The following is a 26,909-nucleotide window of genomic DNA, read 5'->3' as shown; positions in this document are numbered from 1 at the left end:
CGCAGTCACCCTGACGGGTTCTCCGACGCGCCGGGGTGCGCGGACGACGGCAGGCTTGGCGCAGGGTCCGGCGCGACCGGGCCCGGCCGGGCCGGCTTCGCCCGTGGGCAGCGGTCAGCGCAGCCGCCCGGCCATCACGAACGGCAGCCCGGCCGGGCCACCGCCGGACTGCCCTCGATCCCGGGGAAGTGAACGGGATGATCGCCGTACTCGTCGCTGCCGGCGCCTTCCTGACGACCCTGATCGGCGGCATGGTCGCCCAGCGGACCGGCGACCGACGGCATCTGGTGCTCGGCTTCGCGGCCGGCCTGATGCTCGGGGTGGTGGCCTTCGACCTGCTGCCCGAGGCGCTGAACTCCACGCCCCAGGAGCTCCACGGGGTACCGCAGGCGCTGCTGATGTTCGCTGCCGGCTTCCTGGCGATCCACGTCGTGGAGCGCGCGGTGGCCATCCACCGGGGGCACGAGGGGGAGTACGCGGCCCACACCCATGGGCAGGGCCACGCGCACGGCGCCCGCCAGGGCGTCGGACTCGCGGCCGCCGGTGCGCTGGTCGGGCACAGTCTGCTGGACGGTTTCGCGATCGGTGCCGCGTTCCAGGCCGGCGGCTCGGTGGGTACGGCGGTGGCCGTCGCGGTGGTGGCCCACGACTTCGCGGACGGCTTCAACACCTACACCGTCACCAGGATGTACGGGAACAACCGGGTGCGGGCGGTGGCGCTGCTCGCCGCGGACGCGCTGGCGCCGGTCACCGGGGCCGCCATCACGCTGCTGTTCGCCATCCCGGAGCACACGCTCGGCCTCTACCTGGGTTTCTTCGCCGGGTTCCTGCTCTACCTGGCGACCTCGGACATCCTCCCGGAGGCGCACAGCCCGCACCCCTCGCGCACGACCCTGCTCTGCACGCTGCTGGGCGTGGGCTTCATGTGGCTGGTCGTCGGCTACGCGGACTGACCGCCGTCGGGGCGTCGGTCCGGCCCGGGCGGCCCGCCGTCACCGTGTCGCCCAGTGGTCGCGCATCGCCGCCAGCGCGGCGGTGATCGCCGGCCGCCGGGAGGTCTGGGTCCGCCAGAGGACGAAGACCCGCCGGGCGGGTTCGGGGACGACCGGACGGGCCACCACCTCGGGCGGCAGCGGCCCGCGGCCGAGGCGCGGCACCAGTCCCACCCCCAGCCCGGCCGCGATCAGCGCGATCTGCGTCTCGAACTCGCCGACCTGGTAGCGCACATCGGGTTCGTCGCCCGCCTCGCGCATGGTCCGAACCAGCCAGTCGTGGCAGATGTTCCCGGGCGGCACGCTGATCCAGCGTTGCCCGAGTAGCCGGGAGACCGGCACCACGGCCAGCCCGGCCAGCGCGTGGCCGGTGTGCAGCAGCAGGTCCACCGGGTCGTCGCCGAGGTCCATCCGGGAGAGCCCCTCGTGGACCGGGAGCGGCATCGTCGGCCAGTCCTGGACCAGTGCCAGGTCCACCTCGCCACGGGCCACCAAGTCCGCCGCCGGGTACGGATCGGCCTCCAGAAGGCGTACGTCCAGGTCGGGGCAGCTCGCGCGCAACTCGGCGAGTGCGCCCGGGAGCAGGCCGCGCGCGCCGGTCGCGAAGGCCGCGACCATCAGCCGCCCGAAGGGCCGACCGCGTTGCTCCTCCAGCGTCACCTCAGCCTGTTCGACCAGGGCGAGGACCTGCTCGGCGGTTCCGGCCAGCCGCCGGGCGGCGTCGGTGAGGACCACGCCCCGGCCCTGGCGCTCCAGCAGGGTGGTCCGGGTCTCCCGTTCCAGCTTGGCGATCTGTTGGGAGACCGCCGAGGGTGTGAAGCCGAGTGCGGCGGCCGCGCCGCCCACCGAGCCGTGCACCGCGACCGCGTGCAGGGCTCGGAGCCTTCCTAGATCCAGCATGCGGTGATGTTAGAGCGCGAGGCCCCGGTCGCGGGCCGGCCGTCGAAGCAGACCGGCCGGGGGCGCACCGCCACCGCCGGGCGCCGTCCGACGACCGGTGCGCCGTCGGTGACCGCGGTCAGCGGGCTGAACCCCCAAGCGGCGCCGCCTCATGCGCCGCTTCGGCGGTCCGCAGCGCCTGGAGCAGGGCGTCCTGGTCGCTCGGGCTGATCGGGGCGAAGTACTCCTGGGCGACCTCGTGCCTGACCTGGTGGATCCGTTCCAGGGCCGTGCGGCCGTCGGCGGTGAGCAGCACGCGGACCGCGCGCCGGTCGGTCGGGTCCGGGATGCGCTCGACCAGGCCGGACTCCTCCAGCGCGTCCACCACCGTGGTGGCCGAGCGCGGGGCGATGTGGAGGTGGTCGGCGAGCTCGCTCAGCCGCATCGTCTCGCGGCCCTCGCAACCCGGGGCGTGGGCCAGCACCCGGAGCGCGCGAGCCTGGGCGGGGGTGATGCCGTACGGCTCCAGCCGGGTCATGGTCCGCCGCCGGATCCGCTTCATCGCCCGGGTCAGCGTGTCGGCGAGCTCCGCCGCAGTGTCGACGGGCGAGGTGGTCATGGCGGGCTCCCGGTTCGGGGTGTGCCCCCGGCCCTGGGCCGGGGAGGGTGAGGTCAGGGTATCGGGCCGTACGGGGGATACGGCCCCAATAACATCTTGAGCCAGGCTCAGTATCTGGGTTAGCGTGGCTCCGGGTAAGGGCACCCTCACCTTTACCGTGAAGATCCCCGCGAGGATCCCCGGGCCGTGTGCCCCGGCGGATCCCCCGATCCCTGGAGTGCGCATGTCCCGTTCTGAAGCCCGGGTCGCCACCGACCGTCCGGCACGCTACGGCAAGCAGCTGGCGGCCCACATCGGGCGCAGGGCCGAGGCCGAGTGGTCCGAGGAGACCGGCCGCGGTCGGTTGGTCTTCGCCGCCGGTACCGCCACCCTGGTGGCCGAGCCGGATGCGCTGCTGCTCACCGTCGAGGGCGCGGCCGAGAGCCTGCCCGGCCTGGAGGACGTGGTCGGGCGCCACCTGGTGCGCTTCGGCGCCCGCGACGAGCTTGTGGTGGAGTGGCGCCGCGACAACGGCGAGCCCGGCCTGGTCCACCGCAACGCGGACGCGTCCGGCGAGTAGGCGCCGGGCGGGGGCCCGGTGCGCCCTGGAACGGCTGGTGCCCGGTGCGGAGGGCTCCCGCGGCACCGGGCCCGGGGCCGCGGGTCAGCGGAGTCCGGCCCAGCGGTTCAGGCTCCACAGCACCACGCCGGCCAAGCACCAGCTGGCGGCCACGTCCAGCAGCCAGTGGAAGTCGCTCCACACCAGGCCGGCGCCGACCCCCAGGCAGAGCAGCGCGGTCGCCGTGTGCAGCCACCGCCGGGCCGCCACCGCCACAGTGTGGCCGAGCAGCAGGGCGCCGACCCCGTAGGCGATCGCCGAGGTGGCGGTGTGCCCGGACGGGTACCAGCCCCACTGGTCGGGTGTGAGCGGCAGTCCGAGCGGCCCCGGCCGGGCGAACCAGCTCTTCGCCGGCACGACCAGTGCCGGGATCAGCGCGGCGGCCAGTGCGGCCGTGGGCAGCGGCAGCCACCAGCGCCGTACGCCGGTGCGCCACTCCCGCCAGGCGGCCAGTCCGGCCAGGCCGAGCAGTGCCGGGATGGCCGGCACGGAGTTGCCCAGGTCGGCCAGCAGGACGCCGAAGCGGTCCAGGGCGGGGCTGTGCAGCCGGTGGTGCAGCCCGTGGACGGTCCGCTGGGCGGTGGTGTCCAGGCCGAGCAGTGGGCCGTGGACAGCGACCTGCCAGGAGACCACGGTCAGCGCCAGCATGAGTGTCAGGGGCACGACAGGACGAGAAAGCCGCCCCGGAGCAGGGGGGAGAGCTCCGGGGCGGCTGAGGTGATCGCCGTTCCGTGCGCCCCGGGGGGTGTGGGCCGGACGGTCGGTCGATCGGTCTTTGGGGCCGGCCGCCCCGGGTGGGGCGGCGGGTGGTGTCGCGAAGGGTTGCAGCTCGCTGTCCATCTGTCATGACAGTACGTCAAAGCCGTTGTGCGGCCGAGGAGATCCGCCGGTTCCGCACAGCATCTTCACCAGTCTTGGAGCAACCTCCACGGCTGGACGACTGTCTGCGGCGCCGCGGTCATCCGCGGTCGAACGACGGAACGGGCCCGGTCCACAGGATCGGGCCCGTTCCGTCGAGGAGCCGGCGGGGCCGGATGCCCCGGGATCAGGCGCCGGTGAAGGCACCGCCGATCGAGAACGCGCCCTCGAGGATGTCCAGACCCTCGGTGAGCAGGTGCTCCGGCATCACCAGCGGCGGCAGGAAGCGCAGCACGTTGCCGTAGGTGCCGGCGGTCAGTACGACCAGGCCCTCGGCGTGGCAGGCCTTGGCGATCGCGGCGGTGGCCTCCGGGTTGGCGTCCTTGGTGCCCGGCTTCACCAGCTCGATGGCGATCATCGCGCCGCGGCCGCGGACCTCGCCGATGATGTCGAACTTCTCCTGCATCGCCCGCAGGCGGCCCAGCATGATCTCGCCGATCCGCTGCGCCTTGCCGTTGAGGTCCTGCTCCTTCATGGTCTCGATGGCGCCCAGCGCGGCGGCACAGGCCACCGGGTTGCCGCCGTAGGTGCCGCCCAGGCCGCCCGCGTGCGCGGCGTCCATGATCTCCGCGCGGCCGGTCACGGCGGCCAGCGGCAGACCACCGGCGATGCCCTTGGCGGTGGTGATCAGGTCAGGGACGATGCCCTCGTCCTCGCAGGCGAACCACTGGCCGGTGCGGCAGAAGCCGGTCTGGATCTCGTCGGCGACGAAGACGATGCCGTTCGCCTCGGCGAACTCGACGATCTTCGGCAGGAAGCCCTTGGCCGGCTCGATGAAGCCGCCCTCGCCCTGGATCGGCTCGATGATGATCGCCGCGACGTTCTCTGCGCCGATCTGCTTGTTGATCATGTCGATCGCCTGGGCGGCGGCCTCGGCGGCACAGTTCTCGGCACCGGTCAGCCAGCGGTAGGGGTAGGCGACCGGAACGCGGTAGATCTCCGGGGCGAACGGACCGAAGCCCTGCTTGTACGGCATGTTCTTCGCCGTCAGGCCCATGGTCAGGTTGGTGCGGCCGTGGTAGCCGTGGTCGAAGACCACGACGGCGGTGCGCTTGGTGTACGCGCGGGCGATCTTCACCGCGTTCTCGACGGCCTCGGCGCCGGAGTTGAACAGCGCGGTGCGCTTCTCGTGGTCACCCGGGGTCAGCTCGTTGAGCTGCTCGGCCACGGCGACGTAGCCCTCGTACGGGGTCACCATGAAACAGGTGTGGGTGAAGGCGGCCAGCTGCTCGCTCGCCTTGGCGACGACGGCCTCGGCGCTGTTGCCGACGTTGGTCACGGCGATGCCGGAACCGAAGTCGATCAGCGAGTTGCCGTCTACGTCCTCCAGCACACCGCCACCTGCGCGGGTGACGTACACCGGCAGGGTGGTGCCGACACCGGCGGCCACCGCGCCCAGCTTGCGAGCCTGCAGCTCCTGGGACTTCGGGCCGGGGATAGCGGTGACCAGGCGGCGCTCCTGCGGGAGCGGCGTTGCAGCACTCATGCTGTTCTCCATTTTTCTCAAGGCGCGGTCCTCGCAGGCTAAGGCCGTGTCATGGGCTCAGGCATGCGCCACTCGGTAGCAGTGCGCCTTCCGACTTGTCCTGTGCGGCCAGCGTGCGTGAAGCGGCGGGTGCGAGGCTCCGCTCCACTACATTGAGCGCGGGAGTGTCGCCGGTTCGGCGGCATGGGTATGGCACAGCCGGGTGGGCACAGGGAGCGGGGCCGGGGACATGGGACTGGACGGCACTCAGGGGAAGCGGACGGCACCGGCGGACCGGGCCCCGGTCGCCCTCCCGCAGCAGCGCAGCCAGCCCTTCGACCTGACCGCCTGGGTCAGCGAACCCAGGCCCGAGGCGGCACCCGGCGTCTACCGCCACGGCTACCGCCCCGTCGACCCGGACCGGGCCAGGGACGCCCAGGTCCCCGCCGGACCGCTGCTGCTGCGCGCCGTGCTCAACCTGCTGGTCGCCTGGTTCGCTTATGTCTACGGCGTCGAGCTCGTCCTCCGTCTCGCCGGACTGCTCGGCCTGCTGAACGGGCTCGACCAGACCACCGCCCTGGTCGCCCTGGTCGCGGTGAACGCCGCCGTGGTCGCGGCCGTGGTCAGGCTCTTCGGCCGGATGGGCCGCTGGCCCGAGGTCTGGCGCCGCTACGTCGCCCCGCTGCTCGCCCGCACCGTTACCCACGAGCAGCCCGATCCGGCCGAGGCCGCGCAGCCCACCGGACCGACCGATCCCTGGCAACGGCTGCGCCACCGCGCCCCGGTGGCGGCCCGTCGGCTCGACGCCGAGGCGGTCGGCGACGTCGACTACGTCCGGATCCAGCGTGCCTGGGAGGCCGTCCTCGGCGACGACGAGCTGCTCTCCGCCTTCGCCGAGGAGGTCGCCGCCCGCGGCGGCGCCGCCTGCGCACACCCCTCCGAGGCCCGTGACCTGCTCGGGCGCGGCGCCGTACACGACCTGCTCACCCGTCAGCTGCGGCTCGGTACCGCCCAGGACGTGATCAAGAACCCGGTGGCCCACCGCAGCGCCGGACTCGCCCTCGACCCGGCCGTCCTCGGCACCTCGCTGCTCGCCGTCGGACCGGCCGGCACCGGCAAGACCGCCAGACTGGCCCGCCCGGTCGCCGAGGCGCTCTGCCTCCAGGCCCTGGCCGGGACGGCCTGCGCGGTGGTGGTCGGCGCGGCCGACGCCGACCTGGGGCCCGACGAGTGGTACGACGTGGTGATCGCCCCCGGCGACCCCGGTGCGGCGTACGGTCTCGACCTGTTCGGTGCCGCTGGCGAGGTGGAGGAGGCCGCCGCCCGGCTGGCCGACGCGCTGCTCCCCGACGAGCTGTCGGCCCGTGCCGAGAACGCCAGGACCGCCTTGCAGCAGATCGTCGGCCCCTTCCACGCCGCTTACCGCCGCTACCCGGGCGTGCGGGAACTGCGCGCCCTGCTCGGTGGTGACCCCGACTGCTTCGCGGCGCTGGAGAAGGCGCTGCGCGAGGCCGGGCAGCTCGACCGGCACCAGTCCGACCTGCAGCACCGGATGCGCCAGCACGGCCGGGCCGACGACCCGGGCACGCTGCTCGCCGACCGGCTGGCGCTGCTCGACCGGCCGGCTTTCGCGGAGTGCTTCCCCGGGCCCCGGCCCGGCAAGCCGGCCTTCGCCATGCGGGTCCTGGACCACCCGCTGCGGGTCCGGGTCAAGCTGCCCGAGCGCAGCCACCCCGAGGCGGCGCGGATGCTCTCCCGGCTGGTGGTGGCGCAGTTCGTCCAGGCCGCCGGGGTACGGCGGGAGCAGGCGCTGTTCGCGGGCCTGGTGGTGGACGACGCCTCCGCGGCGCTGGACGCCCACACCGTGCGCGGCCTGCAGCGGATGCGCACTGCCAACGCGGGGGCGGTGCTTCTGCTGCGCACCCTGGTCGACCTGCCCGAGGCGCTGCGCACGCCGCTGTTCGGGGCGGTCGGCTGCCGGATGGCCTTCCCCGGGATCGCACCCTGGGACGGGAAGCTCTTCTCCGAGGCCTGGGGCACGCACCTGGTCGCCGAGACCTCGGTGACCCACACCCCGGACACCTCCGGCGGGCTGCTCCGCCGCTCCGGCCGGTTCATCCGCAAGGCGCTCTCCGGGACGGCCGCCCAAACCCAGAGCGTCACCACCCGCGACGTGGAGCGCCACCGCTGGTCCCCGTCCGAGCTCGCTCACGCGCTGCCCACCGGTCATGCGGTGATCTCGCTGACCACGGTGGCGGGCGAGCAGGTGCCGCCGCTGCTGGTGGACCTGCGCGGCTGAGCCGCTACGGCCGCGCCGGGCCAGGGGGTTGACGGTCCGATGGTCCGGGTGGACTCCGCTGCGGTGGATTCGGCCTTGCGGCTTGTCCGAGGCGTACATAATGGAGGCAGATCCTCCCTCGCCTGATCGCAATGACGCGCCCGGGTCGAAACCACCGAAGGTTGGCATGCCCCCCACACTCGCCTCCGTCGTCCGCAACACCTCGCTCCACCTGACCGTCCTGGCCGGCGCGGACCACCTGGAACGGCAGGTCCGCTGGGTGCACACCAGCGAGCTGGACGACCCCACACCGTTCCTCGAGGGTGGCGAGCTGCTGCTCACCACCGGCATCAAGCTCGGCAAGGCCGCCGCACAACTGCAGGCGTACGTGCACCGGCTGGCCGACGCGGGCGTAGTGGGACTGGGCCTGGGGGTGGGCCTCTCGCACACCGAGGTGCCGCAGGCGCTGGTGGACGCGGCGGCGCAGCGCGGCCTGCCGCTGCTGCGGGTCCCGGAGGCGACCCCGTTCATCGCGATCAGCAAGACCGTCTCGGCCGCGCTGGCCGCCGAGCAGTACGAGGCGGTGACCACCAGCTTCGAGGCCCAGGAGGAGCTGACCCGGGCCGCGCTGGGCAAGGACGGCGCCACCGCCGTGGTGCGCCGGCTGGCGGCCCGGTTGGGCGGCTGGGCGGCGCTGTACGACGGCTCGGGCGCGCTGTCCGCGGTGGCACCGGACTGGGCTGCCCGCCGGGCCGGCCGGCTCGCCGCCGAGGTGGACCGGCTGCGCCGTAGACCGGCCCCGTCCAGTGCCGCGCTGCAGGGCCGCGCCCCGGGGATCGACACCGCCGACGAGGACTACGTGGTGGTCCAGTCGCTGGGAGCGGACCGCCGGCCCCGCGGCTTCCTGGCGGTCGGCACCGAGGATCGGATCACCCCGACCGAGCGGTACGTCCTCAACGCCGCCGTCGCCCTGCTCACCCTCACCCTGGAGCGCTCGCGCGAGCTGCGGCAGGCCGAGGAGCGGATGGGTGCGGCGCTGTTGGGCATGGTGTTGGCGGGTGAGGTCGACACGGCGCGGCAGGTCGCGACGGGCCTGTTCGGCGGGCTGCCGGAGGGCACCGTCAGGGTGCTGGTGGCCGGTACGTCGACGGGGGCCGGGCCGGAGGCCGCCGAGACGCTGGGCGAGCTGGGCGAGCGAGCCGAACAGGCCGGCGGCCGGGTCGGGGAGCGGCTGCTGGTCTCCCGGGAGAACGGGGCGCACGGCCCGCGGCTGACGGTGCTGGCGCTGGACAACGGCGCGGCGCACCGCGCCTGCCTGGGCGCGGTGGAGGAGCACGACGGCCTGGCGTTGGGAGTGTCGGCGCCGTCCGGTCTGGAGGAGGCCGGGACGGCCTTCGCCCAGGCGGAGCGGGCGCTGGCGGTGGCGCTGCGCGGCGGCCGACGCTCGGTGGACCACGAGGAGGTCGGCGCGGGTTCGCTGCTGCCGCTGCTGGGTGAGCAGGCCGTGACGGCCTTCGCCGAGGGCCTGCTCCGTCCGCTGCGGGAGCACGACCGTACGGCACGGGGCGATCTGGTCGCCTCGCTGCGGGCCTGGCTCTCCCGGCACGGGCAGTGGGACGCGGCGGCCGCCGACCTCGGGGTGCACCGGCACACGCTGCGTTACCGCATGCGCCGGGTCGAGGAGCTGCTGGGCCGTTCGCTGGACGACACAGATGTCCGTATGGAGCTCTGGCTGGCCCTGCGGGCGGGCGAGGAGTAGGCGGGAGCGGTCGAGGGGCCCGCGCACCGGAGGTTCGCCGTCATGTACTGGCGTTCGGACTGACTGGGACGATGTGTCCAATCCGGTTTGCCGTTCGGGACCCATACCCTCGGTTCTGGCTCCATGGCCGTGGGGCACAGAGGTTGACGAGGGAGAGGGCCGGTACGACTGTGACCACCACCCATGAGTTCTGGCTGGCCGGCCGCCGGGCGTCCGGCGACGGGGACTTCGAGGTCCGGCATTCGTTTGACGGCAGCCTGGTCGGCAAGGTCAGCGTCCCCACCGACGCGCAGGTCGAGGAGGCCGTGGCCGCCGCCACCGCCGCCCTGCCGGTCTTCGCCGCGACCCCGGCGCACGTCCGTGCCGCCGCGTTGGACCACGTGTCCAAGCGCCTGGCCGAGCGCACCGAGGAGATCGCCCAGCTGATCACCGCCGAGAACGGCAAGCCGATCAAGTGGGCCCGTGGCGAGGTCGGCCGTGCCGTCTCGGTGTTCCGCTGGGCCGCCGAGGAGGCCCGCCGGACCAACGGCGAGACCATGCGGCTGGACACCGACCCGGGTGGTGCGGGCCGTTTCGCACTGATCCGCCGCTTCCCGCGCGGTGTGGTGCTGGGTATCGCCCCGTTCAACTTCCCGCTGAACCTGGTCGCCCACAAGGTCGCCCCGGCGATCGCCGTCGGCGCCCCGATCGTCCTCAAGCCGGCCCCGGCCACTCCGCTGTCCGCGCTGCTGCTGGGCGAGATCCTGGCCGAGACCGACCTGCCGGCAGGCTCCTGGAGCGTGCTGCCGGTGCCGAACGAGAAGATGCCCGCCCTGGTCCAGGACGAGCGGCTGCCGGTCATCTCGTTCACCGGCTCCGACAAGGTCGGCTACCAGATCATGGACTCGGTGCCGCGCAAGCACGTCACCCTGGAGCTCGGCGGCAACGCGGCCGCGGTCGTGCTGGCGGACTACTCCTCCGAGGCCGACCTGGACTGGGCGGCCACCCGGATCGCGATGTTCTCCAACTACCAGGGCGGCCAGTCCTGCATCTCGGTGCAGCGCGTGATCGCCGACGCCTCGGTCTACGACGCGCTGGTGGAGAAGGTCGTGGCGAAGGTCCAGGCCCAGGTGACCGGTGACCCGAAGGACGACGCCGTGGACGTCGGTCCGCTGGTGGACGAGAACGCCGCCAAGCGGGTCGAGTCCTGGGTCGAGGACGCCGTCGCCAAGGGCGCCAAGGTGCTCACCGGCGGCACGCGCGACGGAGCGACCTACGCCCCGACCGTGCTGGCCGACCTGCCCACCGACGCGATCCTGGCCCGCGCCGAGGCCTTCGGCCCCGTGCTCTCGCTGCACAAGGTGGACGGCGTGGACGAGGCCTTCGCCGCCGTCAACGACTCCGCGTTCGGCCTGCAGGCGGGGGTCTTCACCCACGACCTGCAGACCGCCTTCCGGGCCCAGCGCGAGCTGGAGGTGGGCGGCGTGATCATCGGCGACGCCCCGTCCTTCCGTGCCGACCAGATGCCGTACGGCGGGGTCAAGGACTCCGGTGTCGGCCGCGAGGGCATCAAGTACGCCATGGACGACTTCACCTACGAGAAGGTCATGGTCCTCACCGGCCTGGACCTCTGAGAAGCCCTGCGGACAGCCCGCCACCGCGGTGCGGCGGCGGGCTGTCCCTCTGTCCGGGCGGCCCGTCGGCCGGGCGCCCGCGGGACAGGACACAATGGACCGCATGAACTCGCTCGCTCACCCGCAGCTGCACTTCACCCCGGTCGTGAAGGACCCCTCCGGACCCCGGGAGCTGGTGATCCTCGGCTCCACCGGCTCGATCGGCACCCAGGCCATCGACGTGGTGCTGCGCAACCCCGACCGGTTCAGGGTGGTCGCCCTCTTGGCAGCCGGCGGACGGGTGGAGCTGCTCGCCGAGCAGGCGATCCGGCTCGGCGTGCACACCGTGGCCGTCGCCCGCGAGGACGCCGTGCCCGCGCTGCGCGAGGCGCTGGCCGCCAAGGCCCAGGGCCGCCCGCTGCCGGAGATCCTGGCCGGACCGGACGCGGCCACCGAGCTGGCGGCCGTCGAGTGCCACTCGGTGCTGAACGGGATCACCGGGTCGATCGGGCTGCGCCCCACCCTGGCCGCGCTACGGGCCGGGCGGGTGCTGGTGCTGGCCAACAAGGAGTCGCTGATCGTCGGCGGGCCGCTGGTGAAGGCGCTGGCCAAGCCGGGCCAGATCGTGCCGGTGGACTCCGAGCACACCGCGATCTTCCAGGCGCTGGCCGGCGGCAGCCGGGCTGAGGTCCGCAAGCTGGTGGTCACCGCCAGCGGCGGCCCGTTCCGCGGCCGGACCCGGGAGCAGCTGGCCGCCGTCACCCCGAAGGACGCGCTGGCCCACCCGACCTGGGCGATGGGCCCAGTGATCACCATCAACTCGGCCACCCTGGTGAACAAGGGCCTTGAGGTGATCGAGGCGCACCTGCTGTACGACGTCCCGTTCGACCGGATCGAGGTCGTGGTCCATCCGCAGTCCATCGTGCACTCGATGGTGGAGTTCACGGACGGCTCAACGCTGGCCCAGGCCAGCCCGCCGGACATGCGGATGCCGATCTCGCTCGGCCTCGGTTGGCCGGACCGGGTGCCGGACGCCGCCCCCGGGTGCGACTGGACCAAGGCCGCCAGCTGGGAGTTCTTCCCGCTCGACAACGAGGCGTTCCCGGCGGTGGAGCTCGCCCGTGAGGTGGGTACGCTCGGCGGGACGGCTCCGGCCGTCTTCAACGCCGCCAACGAGGAGTGCGTCGAGGCCTTCCTGAACGGTCGCCTCGCCTTCACCGGGATCGTGGACACGGTGGCCAAGGTGGTCGCCGAGCACGGCACCCCGGCGCCGGGAACTTCCCTCACGGTCGAGGACGTCCTCCACGCGGAGGACTGGGCCCGCGCCCGGGCCACCGAACTGGCGGCAGGCTGAACACCACGGACGGCGGGCGGAGCGGCATGACGGAGGACGGGCAGTGACAACAGCGGCGATGTGGGTGCTCGGCATTCTGCTCTTCCTGGTCGGGCTGCTCTTCTCGATCGCCTGGCACGAGCTGGGCCACCTCTCCACGGCCAAGCTCTTCGGCATCCGGGTGCCGCAGTACATGGTCGGCTTCGGGCGGACCGTCTGGTCGCGCCGCAAGGGTGAGACCGAGTACGGCATCAAGGCGATCCCGCTCGGCGGGTACATCCGGATGATCGGGATGTTCCCGCCGGGGCCGGACGGCCGGATAACCCAACGGAGCAGCTCTCCCTGGCGCTCGATGATCGAGGACGCCCGGGAGGCGTCCTACGAGGAGCTCCAGCCCGGCGACGAGGACCGGCTGTTCTACACCCGCAAGCCCTGGCAGCGGGTGATCGTGATGTTCGCCGGCCCGTTCATGAACCTGATCCTCTCGGTGGCGCTCTACCTGGCCCTGTTCATGGGCATCGGGATGCAGACGGCGGTGCCGACCATCAGCACCGTCAGCGAGTGCGTGGTCCCGGCCGGGGTGGCCACCGACACCTGCCCGAAGGACGCCCCGAAATCCCCGGCCAACGCCGCCGGGCTCAGGCCGGGCGACACTGTGCTCGCCTTCGACGGCGACCGGATCAGCACCTACAAGCAGCTCCAGGCGGACATCCGCAAGTCGCCGGGCAAGACCGTGACCATCCTGGTCGAGCGCAAGGGCGAGCAGGTCCCGCTCACGGCCACCCTCACCAGCAACACGGTCAACCCGGTCGACAAGGACGGCCTCCCGGTCAAGGGCGCGCCCGTCGAGGCCGGTTTCCTGGGCTTCTCGCCGGCCACCGGCGTGGTGCACCTGAGCCTGGGCCAGAGCGTCGACCAGATGACCACCATGGCCAGGCACGGCATCTCCTCACTGGCCGAACTGCCCGGCAAGATCCCCGGCCTGTGGCACGCCATCGTCGGCCACGACCCGCGCCCGGCGGACTCCCCGATGGGCATGGTCGGCGCGGCGCGGCTCGGCGGCGATGTCTTCGCGATGAAGATCCCGGCCACCCAGCAGCTCGCCTTCATGGTCCAGCTGCTCGCCGGGATCAACCTCTCGCTCTTCCTGTTCAACATGCTGCCGCTGCTGCCGCTGGACGGCGGCCACATCGCCGGTGCCCTGTGGGAGTCGCTGCGCCGCAAGGTCGCCGGGCTGTTCCGCCGGCCCGACCCGGGCCCGTTCGACGTGGCCAAGCTGATGCCGGTCGCGTACGTGGTGGCGGGAATCTTCATCTGCTTCACGGCGCTGGTGGCGGTGGCCGACGTCGTCAACCCCGTCAAGCTCAACTAGCCCCTGGCTGACCGGGCGAATGTGCCCGGGGCACGGGCCGTGGCGTACCTTGGTGGCCGGGTGTGCGGTTGTCGGCACACCCGGCCCGGCCGTTCGTGCGGTCGGCCGACCACATCTGACCCCTTGGGAACCCTGCGCACATGACCGCGATCTCGCTCGGTATTCCGTCCCTGCCGCTCAAGCCGCTCGCCAAGCGCCGGTACTCCCGGCAGATCATGGTCGGCAACGTCCCGGTCGGCGGCGACGCCCCGGTCTCGGTGCAGTCGATGACCACCACCGTCACCTCCGACATCAACGCGACGCTGCAGCAGATCGCGCAGCTGACCGCCTCGGGCTGCCAGATCGTCCGGGTCGCGGTGCCCTCGCAGGATGACGCCGACGCGCTGCCGATCATCGCCAAGAAGTCGCAGATCCCGGTGATCGCCGACATCCACTTCCAGCCGAAGTACGTCTTCGCGGCGATCGACGCCGGCTGTGCCGCGGTACGCGTCAACCCGGGCAACATCAAGGCCTTCGACGACAAGGTCGGCGAGATCGCCAAGGCCGCCAAGGACGCCGGGATCCCGATCCGGATCGGTGTCAACGCCGGTTCGCTGGACAAGCGCCTGCTGGAGAAGTACGGCCGGGCCACCCCCGAGGCGCTGGTCGAGTCCGCGCTCTGGGAGTGCTCGCTGTTCGAGGAGCACGACTTCCGCGACATCAAGATCTCGGTCAAGCACAACGACCCGGTCGTGATGATCAACGCCTACCGCCAGCTCGCCGCAGCCTGCGACTACCCGCTGCACCTCGGCGTCACCGAGGCGGGCCCGGCCTTCCAGGGCACCATCAAGTCGGCCGTCGCCTTCGGCGCGCTGCTGGCCGAGGGCATCGGCGACACCATCCGGGTCTCGCTCTCCGCCCCGCCCGCCGAGGAGATCAAGGTCGGCATCCAGATCCTGGAGTCGCTCGGCCTGCGCGAGCGCGGCCTGGAGATCGTCTCCTGCCCGTCCTGCGGCCGCGCCCAGGTGGACGTCTACAAGCTGGCCGAGGAGGTCACGGCCGGCCTGGAGGGCATGGAGGTGCCGCTGCGCGTCGCCGTCATGGGCTGCGTCGTCAACGGGCCGGGCGAGGCCCGCGAGGCTGACCTGGGCGTCGCCTCCGGCAACGGCAAGGGCCAGATCTTCGTCAAGGGCCAGGTCATCAAGACCGTCCCCGAGTCGAAGATCGTCGAGACGCTGATCGAGGAGGCCATGAAGCTGGCCGAGCAGATGCAGGCGGAGGGTGCCGAGAGCGGTACGCCCGTCGTGGTCGCCGGTGAGTGATCCGTTCTGACCGCCGCGGGGCCGTCCGTCCACGGACGGCCCCGCGGCACGCCCGTTCGGACCGGCCGGGCAGGGGGGCCGGGATCGGGCGCCCCGGGCCGTGCCCGTGCGACCGGACCGGCCGGAACGGGGCCGGGCGAGTTCGATTGGTGAGGTGCCTGTGCTCGATCGTGGTGTGATGCTCCCCGGGCCGTTCCAGGTCGCCCGCGCCCTTGCCGCCACCCGGATCCTGGACACCGCGGATCGCGACGCCGCCGTGGAGATCCTTCACCGCGACCCGGTGGCCAACGCGTTCGTCGCCACCCGGGTCGAGGCCGTCGGGCTCGACCCCTGGCGGCTCGGCGGCGAGATGTGGGGCTGGTACGACCAGGACGGTCGGCTGGAGTCGCTCTGCTACGCCGGGGCCAACCTGGTGCTGGTGAACGCGGGGCCGGAGGCCGTCCGGGCCTTCGCCGAGCGTGCCCGCCGTCAGGGCCGCCGCTGCTCCTCGATCGTCGGACCGGCCGAACCCACCGCCGCCCTCTGGGCGCTGCTGGAGCGCAGCTGGGGGACACCCCGCGAGGTCCGCGCCCACCAGCCGTTGCTCGCCACCACCGAGCCCGCCACCGAGGTGGCCCCCGATCCGCTGGTCCGCCGGGTCAGGAAGAACGAGATCGAGACCCTGATGCCCGCCTGCGTGGCGATGTTCACCGAAGAGGTGGGCATCTCCCCGCTGGCCGGCGACGGCGGTCTGCTCTACCAGGCCCGGGTCGCCGAACTGGTCGCCGCCGGGCGGTCGTTCGCCCGTTTCTCGGAGGACGGCGAGGTGGTCTTCAAAGCCGAGATCGGTGCCGTGACGGCCGGGGCCTGCCAGATCCAGGGGGTCTGGGTGGCGCCCGAGCACCGCGGGCGGCGGCTCTCCGAGACCGGTATGGCCGCCGTGCTGGACTTCGCGCTGCGCGAGGTCGCGCCGGTGGTCTCGCTGTACGTCAACGACTTCAACGTCCGGGCACGGGCGGCCTACCACCGGGTCGGCTTCCGCGAGGTCGGCGCCTTCATGAGCGTCCTGTTCTGAGCGAGTGCCGCTCGGGCCCCGGGTTTTCGGATCAACAGGCCCGAGCAGGCCACTAGGTGGGGACGGTAGTAGTAACGTCCCGGTCGTGACTCCTCCCCGCCGGTCGAAGCCGCGGGGCCTCAAGCAAGCCTGGCGGCCGGCCCGGGACAGTGCTGCCCACTGTCGAAAGGCGGGGCCTGAGCGTTCGGGCCGACCGCCTCGCTCCGCGGCGCCTCGCCAGGGATTCGATTCCCCCGCCGGCCGAAGCCGGTGGTCCCCTCGAAGGAAGGTCCGATGGAACAGCTCACCGAGGTGACGATCGAGGCCATCGACCTGGCCACCTGGGCGCCGTGCGCGCTGGACGTGCAGGCGGTCGCCTTCGGGCTGCGGCCCGAGGAGGTGGCGGTCCGGCTGCAGATCGTGGCGCGGCACGCCCAGCAGCCCGGGGTGATCGCGCTCGGCGCGCTCAGCGAGGGCCGGCTGGTCGGCTTCGGTTACGGCATGCCCAACCGGCGCGAGCACTGGTGGAGCACGGTGATCGAGCCCTACCTGGCCGCGAGCGGGCACGACGACTGGCTGGACGGCGTGTTCGCCGTGACCGAGCTGCACGTGCTGCCCGGGTTCCAGGGCCGCGGCATCGGCAGTTCGCTGATCCGCACCCTGTGCGAGCGCTCCGGGCTGCCGCGCAGCATCCTCTCGGCGATCGACGCGGAGACCCCCGCCCGGCAGCTCTACCGCTCGCTCGGCTACCGGGACCTGGCCCGGCAGGTGCTGTTCCCGAACACCGCCCGTCCGTACGCGGTGATGGGCGCGCCGCTGCCGCTGCTGCCCCCCGGTCAGAGCCAGGAGGCGAACTCCAGGTAGAGCTCGGCGCTCGCGGTGTCGCCGTACTCCAGGCTGCGCAGCCCGGCCCCGACGGTGCGGAACAGGGCCCAGCCGCGCAACCGCTCGTGGTCCACCTCGACCGCGTCGGCGAGCTGGTGGAGGCGGCGGCGGGCGGCGGCGCGCGGACCGGGGGAGCCGACCAGGGTGTCCATCCGGTCCTGGGCCAGCCAGGCGAGGTCCCAGGCGCGTTCGCCCACCAGTGGTTCGGGATTGACGGCCAGCCAGGGGGCCCGGTCGGCCGCCAGCACGTTGCCGTGGTGGAAGTCGCCGTGCAGCAGCAGGTTTTCGGATTCGTCGGCCAGCAGTCCGGCGGCCGTCTCCAGGGCCTCGTCGACCAGCGGCCGGGTGTCGGCGGCCGCGAGTTCCCGGCGGCGGCGCAGCTCCGCGGTCTGCTCGCCGGCCCGCTCGGCGACCGAGGAGAACGGGTTCCCCTCGGCCGGCGGCACCCACAGCCGCTGGAGCAGGCTGGTGGCCTCCAGCATCGCCTTGGCCTCCGCGAGCGAGCGGAGCGGGATGTCGCCGTGCAGCCGTTCCAGCAGCAGCACCCCGGCGGCCGGGTCGGCGTCCAGCAACAGGACGGCGCTGCGGCCGGCCCAGTGGCGCAGGGCCGCGTGCTCGTACGCCGTGGCGGGGGTGACCGGCTGGGCCTTGAGGACGGCGAGCGAGTCGTCCGGGCGGCGGACGTAGGCGATCAGGCTGAGGCGTCCGCCGGGGTCGGCGATCCGCTCCAGGGTGAGGTTCCAGCGGGCGGTGTGCTCGCGGACGGTCTCCGGGAGGGCGGACAGCCAGGCTTCGCCCGCGGCGCCGGCGGTGGCCAGGGCGGTCGCCGCCAGACGTTCGGGGATGGTGAACTGCCCTGGTACTGGCGACATGCTGGGCCTCTCGCTCCGGTACTTCCCCATGTGGTGACTGCCAGCCCATTGTCGGCCATCGGGTCGAAACAGCTGGTCAGGCGCAGCCGTCAAGGGAGGCCGGGTAGCTCCTCGGAGGCATCTGCCGCGGCGCTCCGGCGGCGCGAGAGCCGCCCGCCGCGCCCCGGCGGTTGCCCTGGTAGCCGCTAGCCGGGCAGGCCCGGGAGGGCGGAGAGGTCGGCGCCCCAGTGGGTGGCGCGCAGGGCGGTGCCGCGCAGGGCGGCGGCGGCACGGTCGCGCAGCGGTCCGGTGGTGGCGCCGACGAGGTCGGCGTAGACGCCGGTGAGCTGGGTCTCGACGTGGGCGGCGAGCCGTCCGGCGGTGGCGGCGTCGGTCACCTGGAAGGGCAGGCGGTAGCCGGGGGCGGCGGCGGTCGGGGTCGCGCCGCCGGCGCCGAGCAGCCGCTGCCAGCCGTCGCGCTCGGCCTCGTGGACGGCGTACGTGGTGTAGGCGTCCTGGCGCTGCTCCCCGGCGGGCAGCCAGGCACCGACCACGCCGTACCCGTAGACGGCGGCGTGCTCGGCGGCCAGCGCGTTCTGCAGCGCGGCGGCGGAGGCGCCCGGCAGCGGCGCGGGGCCTGTGGAGGCGGACGGGCCGGGCGCGGCGGCCCGGGTCGAGGACGAGGGGGCGGGTGCCGGGCCGGTGATCGGGCCGGTATCGCCGAGCGCGGCCGCGTGCAGCGCGTCCGAGGCCGACACGGCGGCCAGCAGTTTGGCGAGGGCGGGTGAGGCGGCGTCCAGGTCCGCGAGCCGGGCGCCCGCGGCCTGCCGTTCGGCGGTGGCCAGGGCGGCCACCGAGTTCACCGCACTGCCGGTCGGCCGGGTGCTGGGCGGGACGGCCGCGCCGGCGGGAGAGCCACTGCCGGAGGGGGTGCTGGCGGGGGAGCCACTGCCGGAGGGGGTGCCGGAAGGGGAGGGGAGTCCGGAGGCCAGGGCGGTGCGGTGGGCGGCCAGGTCGGCGCGGAAGGTCCGCAGCCGGTCCGCCTGGGCGGCACCGGGGCCGGCCAGCACCGCGTCGTAGTCGGCGAGCAGGGTGTCGGTGGCGGCCACCGCCCGGGCCCGCAGCGGCAGGTCGGGGTCGGGCCGGGCCTCACGGGTGCCGGCGGTGCCGTCGGTGCCGCCTCCTCCCGTGCAGCCGCAGAGGACCAGGGCGCCGGCGAGTACGCCGAGGACCAGCAGGGTCCGCCGGTTGGAGGACGGCATCGTCGTGCTCCCGCGGGGTCAGGGGGTGTGGTGGCATGGGAGGCGGCGCTCCCCACGTTCCGAATCGTTACCGCGTGAATCATTACAGAATCGATACGGCCGCTGGTCGTGATCACCGCCGTGACGTCAATGTGATGTTGCTCGCAACCCGGTCGTGCAGCTGCCCGGCAACAGGGTGCACCTGGGGGTCGCGCTGCTCGGCGGAATCGGCGGTTTCGGGGTTGACCGGCTAGGCTTCGCGTTGACTTAAAGCACCTACCGACAACAGCAGACGCGGCCGAGGAGTCACCCGGATGAGCACCACCCCCACTGACCGGCTGCGCGCGTTGCTGGAGCCACTGGCCGCCGAGGGCGGACTCGACCTCGAGGAAGTCAAGGTCACCCAGGCGGGCAGCCGTCGCCAGGTGCAGATCGATGTGGACGCCGACGGCGGTGTCGATCTCGACGCGATCGCCGAGTTCAGCCGGCTGGTGGGCCAGGCGCTGGACGACTCCGATGTGATGGGCGACGCCCCGTACCTGCTGGAGGTCGGCTCGCCGGGCGTCGAGCGCCCGCTCACCCTGCCGCGCCACTGGAGCCGGGCCGAGGGCCGGCTGGTCAAGGCCAAGCTGGCGGACGGCGGCGAGATCGTCGCCCGGGTGCTGTCGGCGGACGAGGACGGCGCACTGGTTGAGGTGCAGCCGGTCAAGGGCCGCGGCAAGGCCAAGGAGCGCCGGTTGGAGTACACCGAGGTCGCCAAGGCCCGGGTCCAGGTCGAGTTCAACCGCAAGGACGACGAGAAGCTCCTGGACGAGGCCGAGGACCTCGCGGCGGACGACGCCGACGACGCCTCCGACGACTGACGCGCAGGCTGAACCATGTACGTGATGAAAGAAGAGGAGGCGTAGCCGTGGACATCGACATGAGCGCCCTGCGTGGGCTGGTTACCGAGAAGGGCGTTCCGTTCGACCTGCTGGTCGAGTCGATCGAGTCGGCCCTTCTCATCGCCTACCACCGCACCGAGGGCTCCCGCCGCCGGGCCCGGGTCGAGCTGAACCGCAAGACCGGCCACGTCACCGTGTGGGCCCTGGAGGACCCGTCGGAGCTGGAGGAGGGCGTCGAGCCCAAGGAGTTCGACGACACCCCGAGCGGCTTCGGCCGGATCGCCGCCTCCACCGCCAAGCAGGTCATCCTGCAGCGGCTGCGCGACGCCGCGGACGACCAGACCTTCGGTGAGTACGCGGGCAAGGAGGGCGACATCGTCACCGGTGTCGTCCAGCAGGGTAACGATCCGAAGAACATCCTGGTCGACATCGGCAAGCTGGAGGCCATCCTCCCGCCGCAGGAGCAGGTCCCGGGCGAGGACTACAAGCACGGCACCCGGCTGAAGTGCTACGTGGTGGCGGTCCGCCGCGGTGTCCGCGGTGCCTCGGTGACGCTTTCGCGCACCCACCCCAACCTGGTGAAGAAGCTCTTCGCCCTGGAGGTCCCGGAGATCGCCGACGGCAGCGTCGAGATCGCCGCGATCGCCCGCGAGGCCGGCCACCGCACCAAGATCGCGGTCTGGTCCCGCAAGCCGGGTCTGAACGCCAAGGGCGCCTGCATCGGCCCGATGGGCGGCCGGGTGCGCAACGTGATGTCCGAGCTGCACGGCGAGAAGATCGACATCGTCGACTGGTCGGAGGACCCGGCCGAGATGGTCGCCGCCGCGCTGTCCCCCGCCCGGGTGACGAAGGTGGAGATCGTCGACTACAACCAGCGCTCCGCCCGGGTGATCGTTCCCGACTACCAGCTGTCGCTGGCCATCGGCAAGGAAGGCCAGAACGCCCGCCTCGCGGCCCGTCTCACCGGCTGGCGGATCGACATCCGGCCGGACACCGAGGCTCCCGCCGGGGAATCTTCTGCCGAGTAGTGAACGTTATAGCTGCCCTGCTGTGATCGATGGGGCGGCGCCAGGTCCCTTCGGAGGGGTAGACTTGAGCGCGTCTGGCCGGACGCATGTCCGTGCATGCCCTGAGCGCACCTGCGTGGGCTGCCGCAAGCGAGCGGCCAAACACGAGCTGTTGCGTGTCGTGGCGATCGAGGGCGTGTGTGTCCCCGATCCGCGCGGCGCACTGCCGGGGCGGGGTGCGCATCTGCACCCCGACCTGGCCTGCCTCGACCTCGCGGTACGTCGACGGGCGTTCCCCAGGGCCTTCCGGCTCCAGGGCGTGCTCGACACCGACGCTCTGCGCGCGTACGTCGGCGAGCGGGCAGGCGAGACCTCGGCGCCCTGAGTTCTCAGGCGCGGCGAAGCACCACAGCAATGCGTAGTGCACGTAAGCAATCGTGCGCCGCGCGACACGTCAGGTACCTCGCGAGATGGAAGTAGGTCGAGATTGCGATGAGCACTCGATGAGTACGCGATGAGTACGCCCATGAAGTAGCGACAGTCCGGCGGACGATCACCCCGGACACGTAGACAGGAGCGAAGTGGCTAAGGTCCGGGTATACGAACTCGCCAAGGAGCTTGGCTTGGAGAGCAAGGCCGTCATGGCCAAGCTCACCGAGCTCGGTGAGTTCGTCCGTTCGGCGTCCTCGACGATCGAGGCGCCGGTCGTTCGTAAGTTGACTGACGCTTTGGGAGCGACGCCGCCTGCTGGCGGTTCCGCCGCAAAGCCTGGCCCGCGCAAGCCCGCGGCGCCCCAGCCCGCCGGTGCCACCGGCGCGGCCGCACCCAAGCCGGGTGCCCCCACCCCCGGCCCGCGCCCCACGGCGACCCCGGGCCCCCGTCCGACTCCGGCCGCCGCGGCTCCCGCCGCCCCGGCCGTCCCCGCCGCGCCGCGTCCGGCCGCGCCGACCCCGGGCCCGCGCCCGGCCGCGCGTCCCGCCGCGCCGGCTCCGGCCGCCCCGGCGGCCGAGTTCTCCTCCCCGGCCCCGGCCGGTGAGGCTCCGGCTCGTCCGGCCGCCCCGGGCCCGCGCCCGACCTCGGCGACCCCGGCCCGTCCGGGCCCGCGTCCGGCCGGTCCGCGTCCGGGCAACAACCCCTTCACTTCGGGCGGCGCCACCGGTATGGCCCGTCCCGGCGACCGCCGTCCCGGCGCCGGCCAGGGTGAGCGTCCGCGTCCGGGCGCCGGTGCTCCCGGCCAGGGTGAGCGTCCGCGTCCGGGTGGCGACCGTCCGCGTCCCGCCGCTGGTCCCGGTGGCGCGCCCCGTCCGGGTGGTGACCGTCCGCGTCCCGCCGCCGGTCCCGGTGGCGCGCCCCGTCCGGGTGGTGACCGTCCGCGTCCCGCCGCCGGTCCCGGTGGCGCGCCCCGTCCGGGTGCCCCGGGTGCCGGTGCGCCCCGTCCCGACGGCATGCCCCGTCCGGCCGGTCCGCGTCCGTCCCCGTCCGGCATGCCGCGCCCGAACCCGGGCATGATGCCGCAGCGTCCGGCCGGTCCCGGCCCGCGTCCGGGCCCGGGTGGCCGTGGCCCCGGTGGCCCCGGTGGCCGTCCGGGTGGTCCCGGTGGCGGCGGCGCCCGTCCGGGCTTCGCCGGCCGTCCGGCCGGTCCGGGCTCGCGTCCGGCCGGTGGCGGCTTCGGTGGCCCCCGTCCCGGCGGCGGTGCCCCGGGTGCCGGTGGCGGCGGCTTCGGCCCGCGTCCGGGTGGCTTCGGCGGCCGTCCGGGTGGTCCGGGTGCCCGTGGTGGCACGCAGGGTGCCTTCGGCCGCGGTCCCGGTGGCCGTCCGGCCCGTGGTCGCAAGTCGAAGCGGGCGAAGCGCCAGGAGTACGAGGCCATGCAGGCCCCGTCCGTCGGCGGTGTGATGCTGCCTCGCGGCAACGGCCAGACGGTCCGGCTGTCGCGCGGTGCCTCGCTGATGGACTTCGCGGAGAAGATCAACGCCAACCCGGCCGCGCTCGTCTCGGTGATGTTCAACCTCGGTGAGATGGTCACCGCCACCCAGTCGGTCTCCGACGCGACCCTCGAGCTGCTGGCCGGCGAGATGGGCTTCGTGCTGGAGATCGTCAGCCGGGACGACGAGGACCGCGAGCTGCTGGAGTCGTTCGACATCGACTTTGGTGCCGACGAGGGCGGCGAGGCCGCGCTGGCTCCGCGTCCGCCGGTCGTGACCGTCATGGGTCACGTCGACCACGGTAAGACCCGCCTGCTGGACGCCATCCGCAAGTCCAACGTGGTGGCCGGCGAGGCCGGTGGCATCACCCAGCACATCGGTGCCTACCAGGTCACCACCTCGGTGAACGGCGAAGACCGTCCGATCACCTTCCTGGACACCCCGGGTCACGAGGCGTTCTCCGCCATGCGTGCCCGTGGTGCCAAGTCCACCGACATCGCGATCCTGGTGGTCGCGGCCAACGACGGTGTCATGCCGCAGACGGTCGAGGCGCTGAACCACGCCAAGGCCGCCGGTGTGCCGATCGTCGTCGCCGTCAACAAGATCGACGTCGAGGGTGCCGACCCGACCAAGGTCCGCGGCCAGCTGACCGAGTTCGGCCTGGTGGCCGAGGAGTACGGCGGCGACACCATGTTCGTCGACATCTCCGCGCGCCAGGGGCTGCACATCGACGAGCTGCTGGAGGCCGTCGTCCTGACCGCGGACGCCTCGCTCGACCTGCGGGCCAACCCCGAGCAGGACGCGCAGGGTATCGCCATCGAGGCCCACCTGGACAAGGGCCGCGGCGCCATGGCGACCGTCCTGGTCCAGCGCGGTACCCTCCGCGTCGGTGACTCGATCGTGGTCGGCGACGCCTACGGCCGTGTCCGCGCCATGCTGGACGAGAACGGCAACAACGTCGAGGAGGCGGGTCCGTCCCGCCCGGTGCTGCTGCTCGGTCTGACCTCGGTGCCCCGCGCCGGCGACAGCTTCATCGTCGTCGAGGAGGACCGCACCGCTCGCCAGATCGCCGAGAAGCGTGCCGCCCGCGACCGCAACGCCGCCTTCGCGCAGCGTCGGGTCCGGATCTCGCTGGAGGACCTGGACAAGGCCATCGCGGCCGGCTCCATCGAGCAGCTCAACCTCATCATCAAGGGTGACGTCTCCGGTTCGGTCGAGGCCCTTGAGGACGCCCTGGTCAAGCTGGACGTGGGCGAGGAGGTCGAGCTCCGGGTGCTGCACCGCGGAGTCGGTGCCATCACCGAGTCCGACGTGGACCTGGCGATGGGCTCGGACGCCATCATCATCGGCTTCAACGTGCGGGCCGAGGGCCGTGCGCGTACCGCGGCCGAGCGCGAGGGCGTCGACGTCCGGTACTACTCGGTCATCTACCAGGCGATCGAGGAGATCGAGGCAGCGCTCAAGGGTCTGCTCAAGCCGGAGTACGAGGAGGTCCGCCTCGGCTCCGCGGAGATCCGCGAGGTGTTCCGTTCCTCCAAGTTCGGCAACATCGCCGGTGTGCTGGTCCGCGAGGGCCTGCTGCGCCGCAACGCCAAGGCCCGCCTCATCCGCGACGGCAAGGTCGTGGCGGAGAACCTCTCCATCGAGGGTCTGCGCCGCTTCAAGGACGACGCGACCGAGGTCCGCGAGGGCTTCGAGGCCGGTGTGACCCTGGGGTCGTTCAACGACATCAAGGTCGACGACATCATCGAGACCTACGAGATGCGCGAGAAGCCGCGCTCGTAAGTGCCGGTTGCCGGGGCCGGTCGGCGGGATGATTATCCCGTCGACCGGCCCCGGTCTCGCTGTGTAGGGTCCTCGTACGCCCCTGTTCAAGGGGGTCCTACGAGGCCTTCAGGTCGGCGAGACCTGCCTTACATGTTCGTGGGAACACTCACCTTCGACCTGCTCCTCGGCGACGTCCACTCGCTCAAGGAGAAGCGTTCGATCGTGCGGCCCATCGTGGCCGAGCTGCAGCGCAAGTACAGCGTGTGCGCAGCGGAAACCGGGAACCAGAATCTGCACCGCCGGGCCGAGATCGGCCTCGCGGTGGTGTCCGGCGACGCCGGGTACGTCACCGAGATACTGGACAGCTGTGAGCGGTTCGTCGCCGGCCGCCCCGAGGTGCAGTTGCTCTCCGCCAGGAGGCGCTACCACCACGACGACGATGAGTGAGAAGCCGGGTACGGCGGTGCTGAAGTCGCCACCGTCACACCGGCGAGGACCGACAGCGCCCACAAGGCTGGGCGCGGGCAGGTACGTTGGGGCGTGGGCCCCGCCGGGTGGAGCACTGACCCGGGTACCGAGCCCACCGTACGAGGAGGCAACGTGACCGACACCGCAAGGGCGCGCAAGCTCGCCGACCGCATTCAGGTGGTGGTGGCCGAGACCCTGCAACGACGGATCAAGGACCCGCGCCTTGGCTACGTGACCATCACGGACACCCGGGTCACCGGAGACCTGCGCGAGGCCACCGTCTTCTACACGGTCTACGGCGACGAGACCGAGCGCGAGGCGACCGCGGCGGCTCTGGAGAGTGCCAAGGGCGTGCTCCGCTCCGAGGTCGGCAAGCAGACCGGGGTGCGCTTCACGCCGTCGCTGACCTTCGTCGCGGACGCCCTGCCGGACACCGCCCGGACCATCGACGACCTGCTGGACAAGGCGCGGATCTCCGACGCCGCCGTCCGCACGGCCGCCGCCGGGGCGAAGTACGCCGGAGACGCGGATCCCTACCGGGCGCCGGGCTCCAAGCGCGACGACGAGGACGAGTAGCCGTGACCGCCGAGCCGGTTCCGGCCGGCCAGGGGGCATCTTCCACCAACACGGTGGAGGGTGCCCTCGCGGTGCTTCCGGGGCCTCGCACTGAGTCACCGGGCGGATCCGCCCGGTCCGTGGCGGGGGCCGCGCCGGTGGCGGGCCTGGCCGAGTCGGAGTGGCAGCGGGTGGTCGAGGCCATCCGGCGGGCCGGGACGATCGACCTGATCTGCCACATCAGCCCCGACGGGGACGCGCTCGGCTCCGCACTGGCCGCCGGTATCGCATTGCGCCGGCTCGGCCACCGGGTGCGGGTCTCCTTCGGCGACGACCCCCAGGTGGTCCCCGAGTCGCTGGCCTTCCTGCCCGGCCAGGAGCTGATCGTCCCGGCCACCGAGGTGCCGGACGTCCCGGAACTGGTGGTCTGCCTGGACGTCGCGGCCGAGAGCCGGCTCGGCCTGCTGCACGGCAAGGCCTTCGCGGCCCCCGTCCTGATCGTTCTCGACCACCACGCCTCCAACCCCGGCTTCGGCACCCACCGCCTGATCGACCCGAAGGCCCCGGCCACCGCCGTCCTGGTCGACGAACTGCTGCGCCGCCTGGACGTGCCGCTCGACCAGGAGCTCGCCACCTGCCTCTACACCGGGATCGCCACCGACACCGGGTCCTTCCGGTACCGGGCGACCACCCCGGCGACCCACGAACTCGCCGGGCGGCTGCTGGCCACCGGTATCCGGCACGACCTGATCTCCCGCACCCTGTGGGACACCTCCTCCTTCGGCTATCTCAAGGTGCTCGCCGCCGCCCTCGACCGGGCCGTGTACGAGCCCGAGGCGGCGGGCGGACTCGGGCTGGTGTGGACCTGGGTGCCCTACCAGGACCTCGTGCTGTTCGGGGTGACCGTCGAGGAGATCGAGGGCCTGATCGATGTACTGCGCCGCCCCGCCGAGGCGGAGGTCGCCCTGGTGCTCAAGCAGGACCCGGACGGCACGCTGCGGGGTTCCTGCCGGGCCAAGGGTGCGATCGACGTATCCGCCGTCTGTGCCCGACTCGGCGGCGGCGGGCACCAGTTCGCGGCCGGGTTCGCGGCCCGCGACGAAGTACCGGCGGCCATCGCCCGGTTCCGGGCCGCGCTCGGCCCGGGCTGATCCCTGATTTCCGAACCTCCTACCGAGATCCGCACAGAG

At 72.9% G+C, this 26,909-nt stretch carries 23 protein-coding genes; 17 read left to right on the top strand and 6 right to left on the bottom strand.

The genetic code is table 11. The annotated features are described in order from the left end of the window. The first annotated feature begins 200 nt into the window (after positions 1-200). Positions 201-953, top strand: coding sequence for a ZIP family metal transporter (locus tag ACZ5ON_RS30795; protein ID WP_465599589.1), 753 nt, complete (start codon positions 201-203; stop codon positions 951-953). A 39-nt stretch (positions 954-992) separates the two neighbouring features. On the opposite strand, the gene ACZ5ON_RS30790 is transcribed toward ACZ5ON_RS30795, so the two are convergent. Both ACZ5ON_RS30790 and ACZ5ON_RS30785 read right to left on the bottom strand, forming a co-directional pair. Next, positions 993-1,892, bottom strand: coding sequence for a LysR family transcriptional regulator (locus tag ACZ5ON_RS30790; RefSeq protein ID WP_465599569.1), 900 nt, complete (start codon positions 1,890-1,892; stop codon positions 993-995). 118 nt (positions 1,893-2,010) lie between these two features. Beyond that, positions 2,011-2,490 (bottom strand): MarR family winged helix-turn-helix transcriptional regulator, encoded by a 480-nt coding sequence (locus tag ACZ5ON_RS30785; protein ID WP_465599567.1) that lies wholly within the window; start codon positions 2,488-2,490, stop codon positions 2,011-2,013. Between the two features lie 223 nt (positions 2,491-2,713). On the opposite strand from ACZ5ON_RS30785, the gene ACZ5ON_RS30780 reads away from it, so the two are divergent. Beyond that, positions 2,714-3,049, top strand: a complete 336-nt coding sequence (locus ACZ5ON_RS30780) for a DUF2218 domain-containing protein (RefSeq protein WP_465599565.1) — start codon at positions 2,714-2,716, stop codon at positions 3,047-3,049. Between the two features lie 84 nt (positions 3,050-3,133). Here ACZ5ON_RS30780 and ACZ5ON_RS30775 read toward each other — a convergent pair whose 3' ends face one another. Continuing rightward, positions 3,134-3,751: a phosphatase PAP2 family protein gene (locus ACZ5ON_RS30775; RefSeq protein WP_465599563.1), complete on the bottom strand. Its 618-nt coding sequence runs from the start codon at positions 3,749-3,751 to the stop codon at positions 3,134-3,136. Between the two features lie 382 nt (positions 3,752-4,133). Next, entirely contained in the window at positions 4,134-5,492 is a 1,359-nt protein-coding gene (gene gabT / locus ACZ5ON_RS30770; RefSeq protein ID WP_465599561.1) for a 4-aminobutyrate--2-oxoglutarate transaminase, read from the bottom strand. 229 nt (positions 5,493-5,721) lie between these two features. Between gabT and ACZ5ON_RS30765 the strand changes: the two genes are divergently transcribed. The 8 genes from ACZ5ON_RS30765 to ACZ5ON_RS30730 all read left to right on the top strand — a co-directional run bounded on the left by ACZ5ON_RS30765 (position 5,722) and on the right by ACZ5ON_RS30730 (position 17,003). After that, positions 5,722-7,770 (top strand): ATP-binding protein, encoded by a 2,049-nt coding sequence (locus ACZ5ON_RS30765; protein WP_465599559.1) that lies wholly within the window; start codon positions 5,722-5,724, stop codon positions 7,768-7,770. 166 nt (positions 7,771-7,936) lie between these two features. Beyond that, positions 7,937-9,508, top strand: a complete 1,572-nt coding sequence (locus ACZ5ON_RS30760) for a PucR family transcriptional regulator (protein WP_465599557.1) — start codon at positions 7,937-7,939, stop codon at positions 9,506-9,508. 170 nt (positions 9,509-9,678) lie between these two features. Then, a complete protein-coding gene (locus tag ACZ5ON_RS30755) occupies positions 9,679-11,121 on the top strand; it encodes an aldehyde dehydrogenase family protein (RefSeq protein ID WP_465599555.1) in 1,443 nt (480 codons plus the stop codon). Between the two features lie 103 nt (positions 11,122-11,224). Continuing rightward, entirely contained in the window at positions 11,225-12,454 is a 1,230-nt protein-coding gene (gene dxr / locus ACZ5ON_RS30750) for a 1-deoxy-D-xylulose-5-phosphate reductoisomerase (RefSeq protein WP_465599553.1), read from the top strand. Between the two features lie 58 nt (positions 12,455-12,512). After that, positions 12,513-13,805 carry a M50 family metallopeptidase gene (locus ACZ5ON_RS30745; RefSeq protein WP_465599587.1) on the top strand — a complete coding sequence of 431 codons (1,293 nt, stop codon included), beginning with the start codon at positions 12,513-12,515 and terminating at the stop codon, positions 13,803-13,805. Between the two features lie 140 nt (positions 13,806-13,945). Further along, positions 13,946-15,106, top strand: coding sequence for a flavodoxin-dependent (E)-4-hydroxy-3-methylbut-2-enyl-diphosphate synthase (gene ispG / locus ACZ5ON_RS30740; protein WP_465599551.1), 1,161 nt, complete (start codon positions 13,946-13,948; stop codon positions 15,104-15,106). A gap of 178 nt (positions 15,107-15,284) precedes the next feature. Further along, complete coding sequence (locus tag ACZ5ON_RS30735) at positions 15,285-16,160, top strand: GNAT family N-acetyltransferase (RefSeq protein WP_465599585.1); 876 nt, start codon at positions 15,285-15,287, stop codon at positions 16,158-16,160. Positions 16,161-16,433: 273 nt separating this feature from the next. Next, the gene (locus ACZ5ON_RS30730; RefSeq protein WP_465599549.1) at positions 16,434-17,003 is read left to right on the top strand and encodes a GNAT family N-acetyltransferase; all 570 of its coding nucleotides are present in this window, start codon (positions 16,434-16,436) and stop codon (positions 17,001-17,003) included. Here the strand turns inward: ACZ5ON_RS30730 and ACZ5ON_RS30725 are convergent. After that, entirely contained in the window at positions 16,976-17,896 is a 921-nt protein-coding gene (locus tag ACZ5ON_RS30725) for an aminoglycoside phosphotransferase family protein (RefSeq protein WP_465599547.1), read from the bottom strand. The two genes, ACZ5ON_RS30730 and ACZ5ON_RS30725, sit on opposite strands and share 28 nt — an antisense overlap. Positions 17,897-18,081: 185 nt before the next feature. Beyond that, positions 18,082-19,137: a ferritin-like domain-containing protein gene (locus ACZ5ON_RS30720; protein ID WP_465599545.1), complete on the bottom strand. Its 1,056-nt coding sequence runs from the start codon at positions 19,135-19,137 to the stop codon at positions 18,082-18,084. A 293-nt stretch (positions 19,138-19,430) separates the two neighbouring features. Between ACZ5ON_RS30720 and rimP the strand changes: the two genes are divergently transcribed. The 7 genes from rimP (at position 19,431) to ACZ5ON_RS30685 (ending at position 26,870) form a co-directional block, all read left to right on the top strand. After that, positions 19,431-19,979 carry a ribosome maturation factor RimP gene (gene rimP, locus ACZ5ON_RS30715; protein ID WP_465599543.1) on the top strand — a complete coding sequence of 183 codons (549 nt, stop codon included), beginning with the start codon at positions 19,431-19,433 and terminating at the stop codon, positions 19,977-19,979. A 47-nt stretch (positions 19,980-20,026) separates the two neighbouring features. Beyond that, on the top strand, positions 20,027-21,028 hold the full coding sequence (gene nusA, locus ACZ5ON_RS30710) for a transcription termination factor NusA (protein ID WP_344640487.1): 1,002 nt from the start codon (positions 20,027-20,029) through the stop codon (positions 21,026-21,028). Positions 21,029-21,092: 64 nt separating this feature from the next. After that, a complete protein-coding gene (locus ACZ5ON_RS30705) occupies positions 21,093-21,392 on the top strand; it encodes a YlxR family protein (protein WP_344640486.1) in 300 nt (99 codons plus the stop codon). 196 nt (positions 21,393-21,588) lie between these two features. Continuing rightward, the gene (gene infB / locus ACZ5ON_RS30700) at positions 21,589-24,714 is read left to right on the top strand and encodes a translation initiation factor IF-2 (RefSeq protein ID WP_465599540.1); all 3,126 of its coding nucleotides are present in this window, start codon (positions 21,589-21,591) and stop codon (positions 24,712-24,714) included. Positions 24,715-24,846: 132 nt separating this feature from the next. Continuing rightward, the gene (locus ACZ5ON_RS30695; protein WP_344640484.1) at positions 24,847-25,143 is read left to right on the top strand and encodes a DUF503 domain-containing protein; all 297 of its coding nucleotides are present in this window, start codon (positions 24,847-24,849) and stop codon (positions 25,141-25,143) included. A gap of 153 nt (positions 25,144-25,296) precedes the next feature. Further along, entirely contained in the window at positions 25,297-25,740 is a 444-nt protein-coding gene (gene rbfA, locus ACZ5ON_RS30690; protein WP_465599538.1) for a 30S ribosome-binding factor RbfA, read from the top strand. A gap of 119 nt (positions 25,741-25,859) precedes the next feature. Further along, positions 25,860-26,870, top strand: coding sequence for a DHH family phosphoesterase (locus ACZ5ON_RS30685; RefSeq protein WP_465599536.1), 1,011 nt, complete (start codon positions 25,860-25,862; stop codon positions 26,868-26,870). Positions 26,871-26,909 lie beyond the last annotated feature (39 nt).

Source organism: Kitasatospora sp. NPDC032150 (assembly GCF_055579945.1).
The sequence above is the reverse complement of the archived record's forward strand: the minus strand, read 5'-3'. Positions and strand labels throughout refer to the sequence as shown.

Excerpts from the sequence above, each read along its gene's own strand:
- ACZ5ON_RS30790 (WP_465599569.1), bottom strand. The coding sequence starts at position 1,892 with ATGCTGGATCTAGGAAGGCTCCGAGCCCTGCACGCGGTCGCGGTGCAC.
- ACZ5ON_RS30785 (WP_465599567.1), bottom strand. The coding sequence starts at position 2,490 with ATGACCACCTCGCCCGTCGACACTGCGGCGGAGCTCGCCGACACGCTG.
- ACZ5ON_RS30780 (WP_465599565.1), top strand. The coding sequence starts at position 2,714 with ATGTCCCGTTCTGAAGCCCGGGTCGCCACCGACCGTCCGGCACGCTAC.
- gabT (WP_465599561.1), bottom strand. The coding sequence starts at position 5,492 with ATGAGTGCTGCAACGCCGCTCCCGCAGGAGCGCCGCCTGGTCACCGCT.
- ACZ5ON_RS30765 (WP_465599559.1), top strand. The coding sequence starts at position 5,722 with ATGGGACTGGACGGCACTCAGGGGAAGCGGACGGCACCGGCGGACCGG.
- ACZ5ON_RS30760 (WP_465599557.1), top strand. The coding sequence starts at position 7,937 with ATGCCCCCCACACTCGCCTCCGTCGTCCGCAACACCTCGCTCCACCTG.
- dxr (WP_465599553.1), top strand. The coding sequence starts at position 11,225 with ATGAACTCGCTCGCTCACCCGCAGCTGCACTTCACCCCGGTCGTGAAG.
- ACZ5ON_RS30745 (WP_465599587.1), top strand. The coding sequence starts at position 12,513 with ATGTGGGTGCTCGGCATTCTGCTCTTCCTGGTCGGGCTGCTCTTCTCG.
- ispG (WP_465599551.1), top strand. The coding sequence starts at position 13,946 with ATGACCGCGATCTCGCTCGGTATTCCGTCCCTGCCGCTCAAGCCGCTC.
- ACZ5ON_RS30735 (WP_465599585.1), top strand. The coding sequence starts at position 15,285 with ATGCTCCCCGGGCCGTTCCAGGTCGCCCGCGCCCTTGCCGCCACCCGG.
- ACZ5ON_RS30730 (WP_465599549.1), top strand. The coding sequence starts at position 16,434 with ATGGAACAGCTCACCGAGGTGACGATCGAGGCCATCGACCTGGCCACC.
- ACZ5ON_RS30725 (WP_465599547.1), bottom strand. The coding sequence starts at position 17,896 with ATGTCGCCAGTACCAGGGCAGTTCACCATCCCCGAACGTCTGGCGGCG.
- ACZ5ON_RS30720 (WP_465599545.1), bottom strand. The coding sequence starts at position 19,137 with ATGCCGTCCTCCAACCGGCGGACCCTGCTGGTCCTCGGCGTACTCGCC.
- rimP (WP_465599543.1), top strand. The coding sequence starts at position 19,431 with ATGAGCACCACCCCCACTGACCGGCTGCGCGCGTTGCTGGAGCCACTG.
- ACZ5ON_RS30695 (WP_344640484.1), top strand. The coding sequence starts at position 24,847 with ATGTTCGTGGGAACACTCACCTTCGACCTGCTCCTCGGCGACGTCCAC.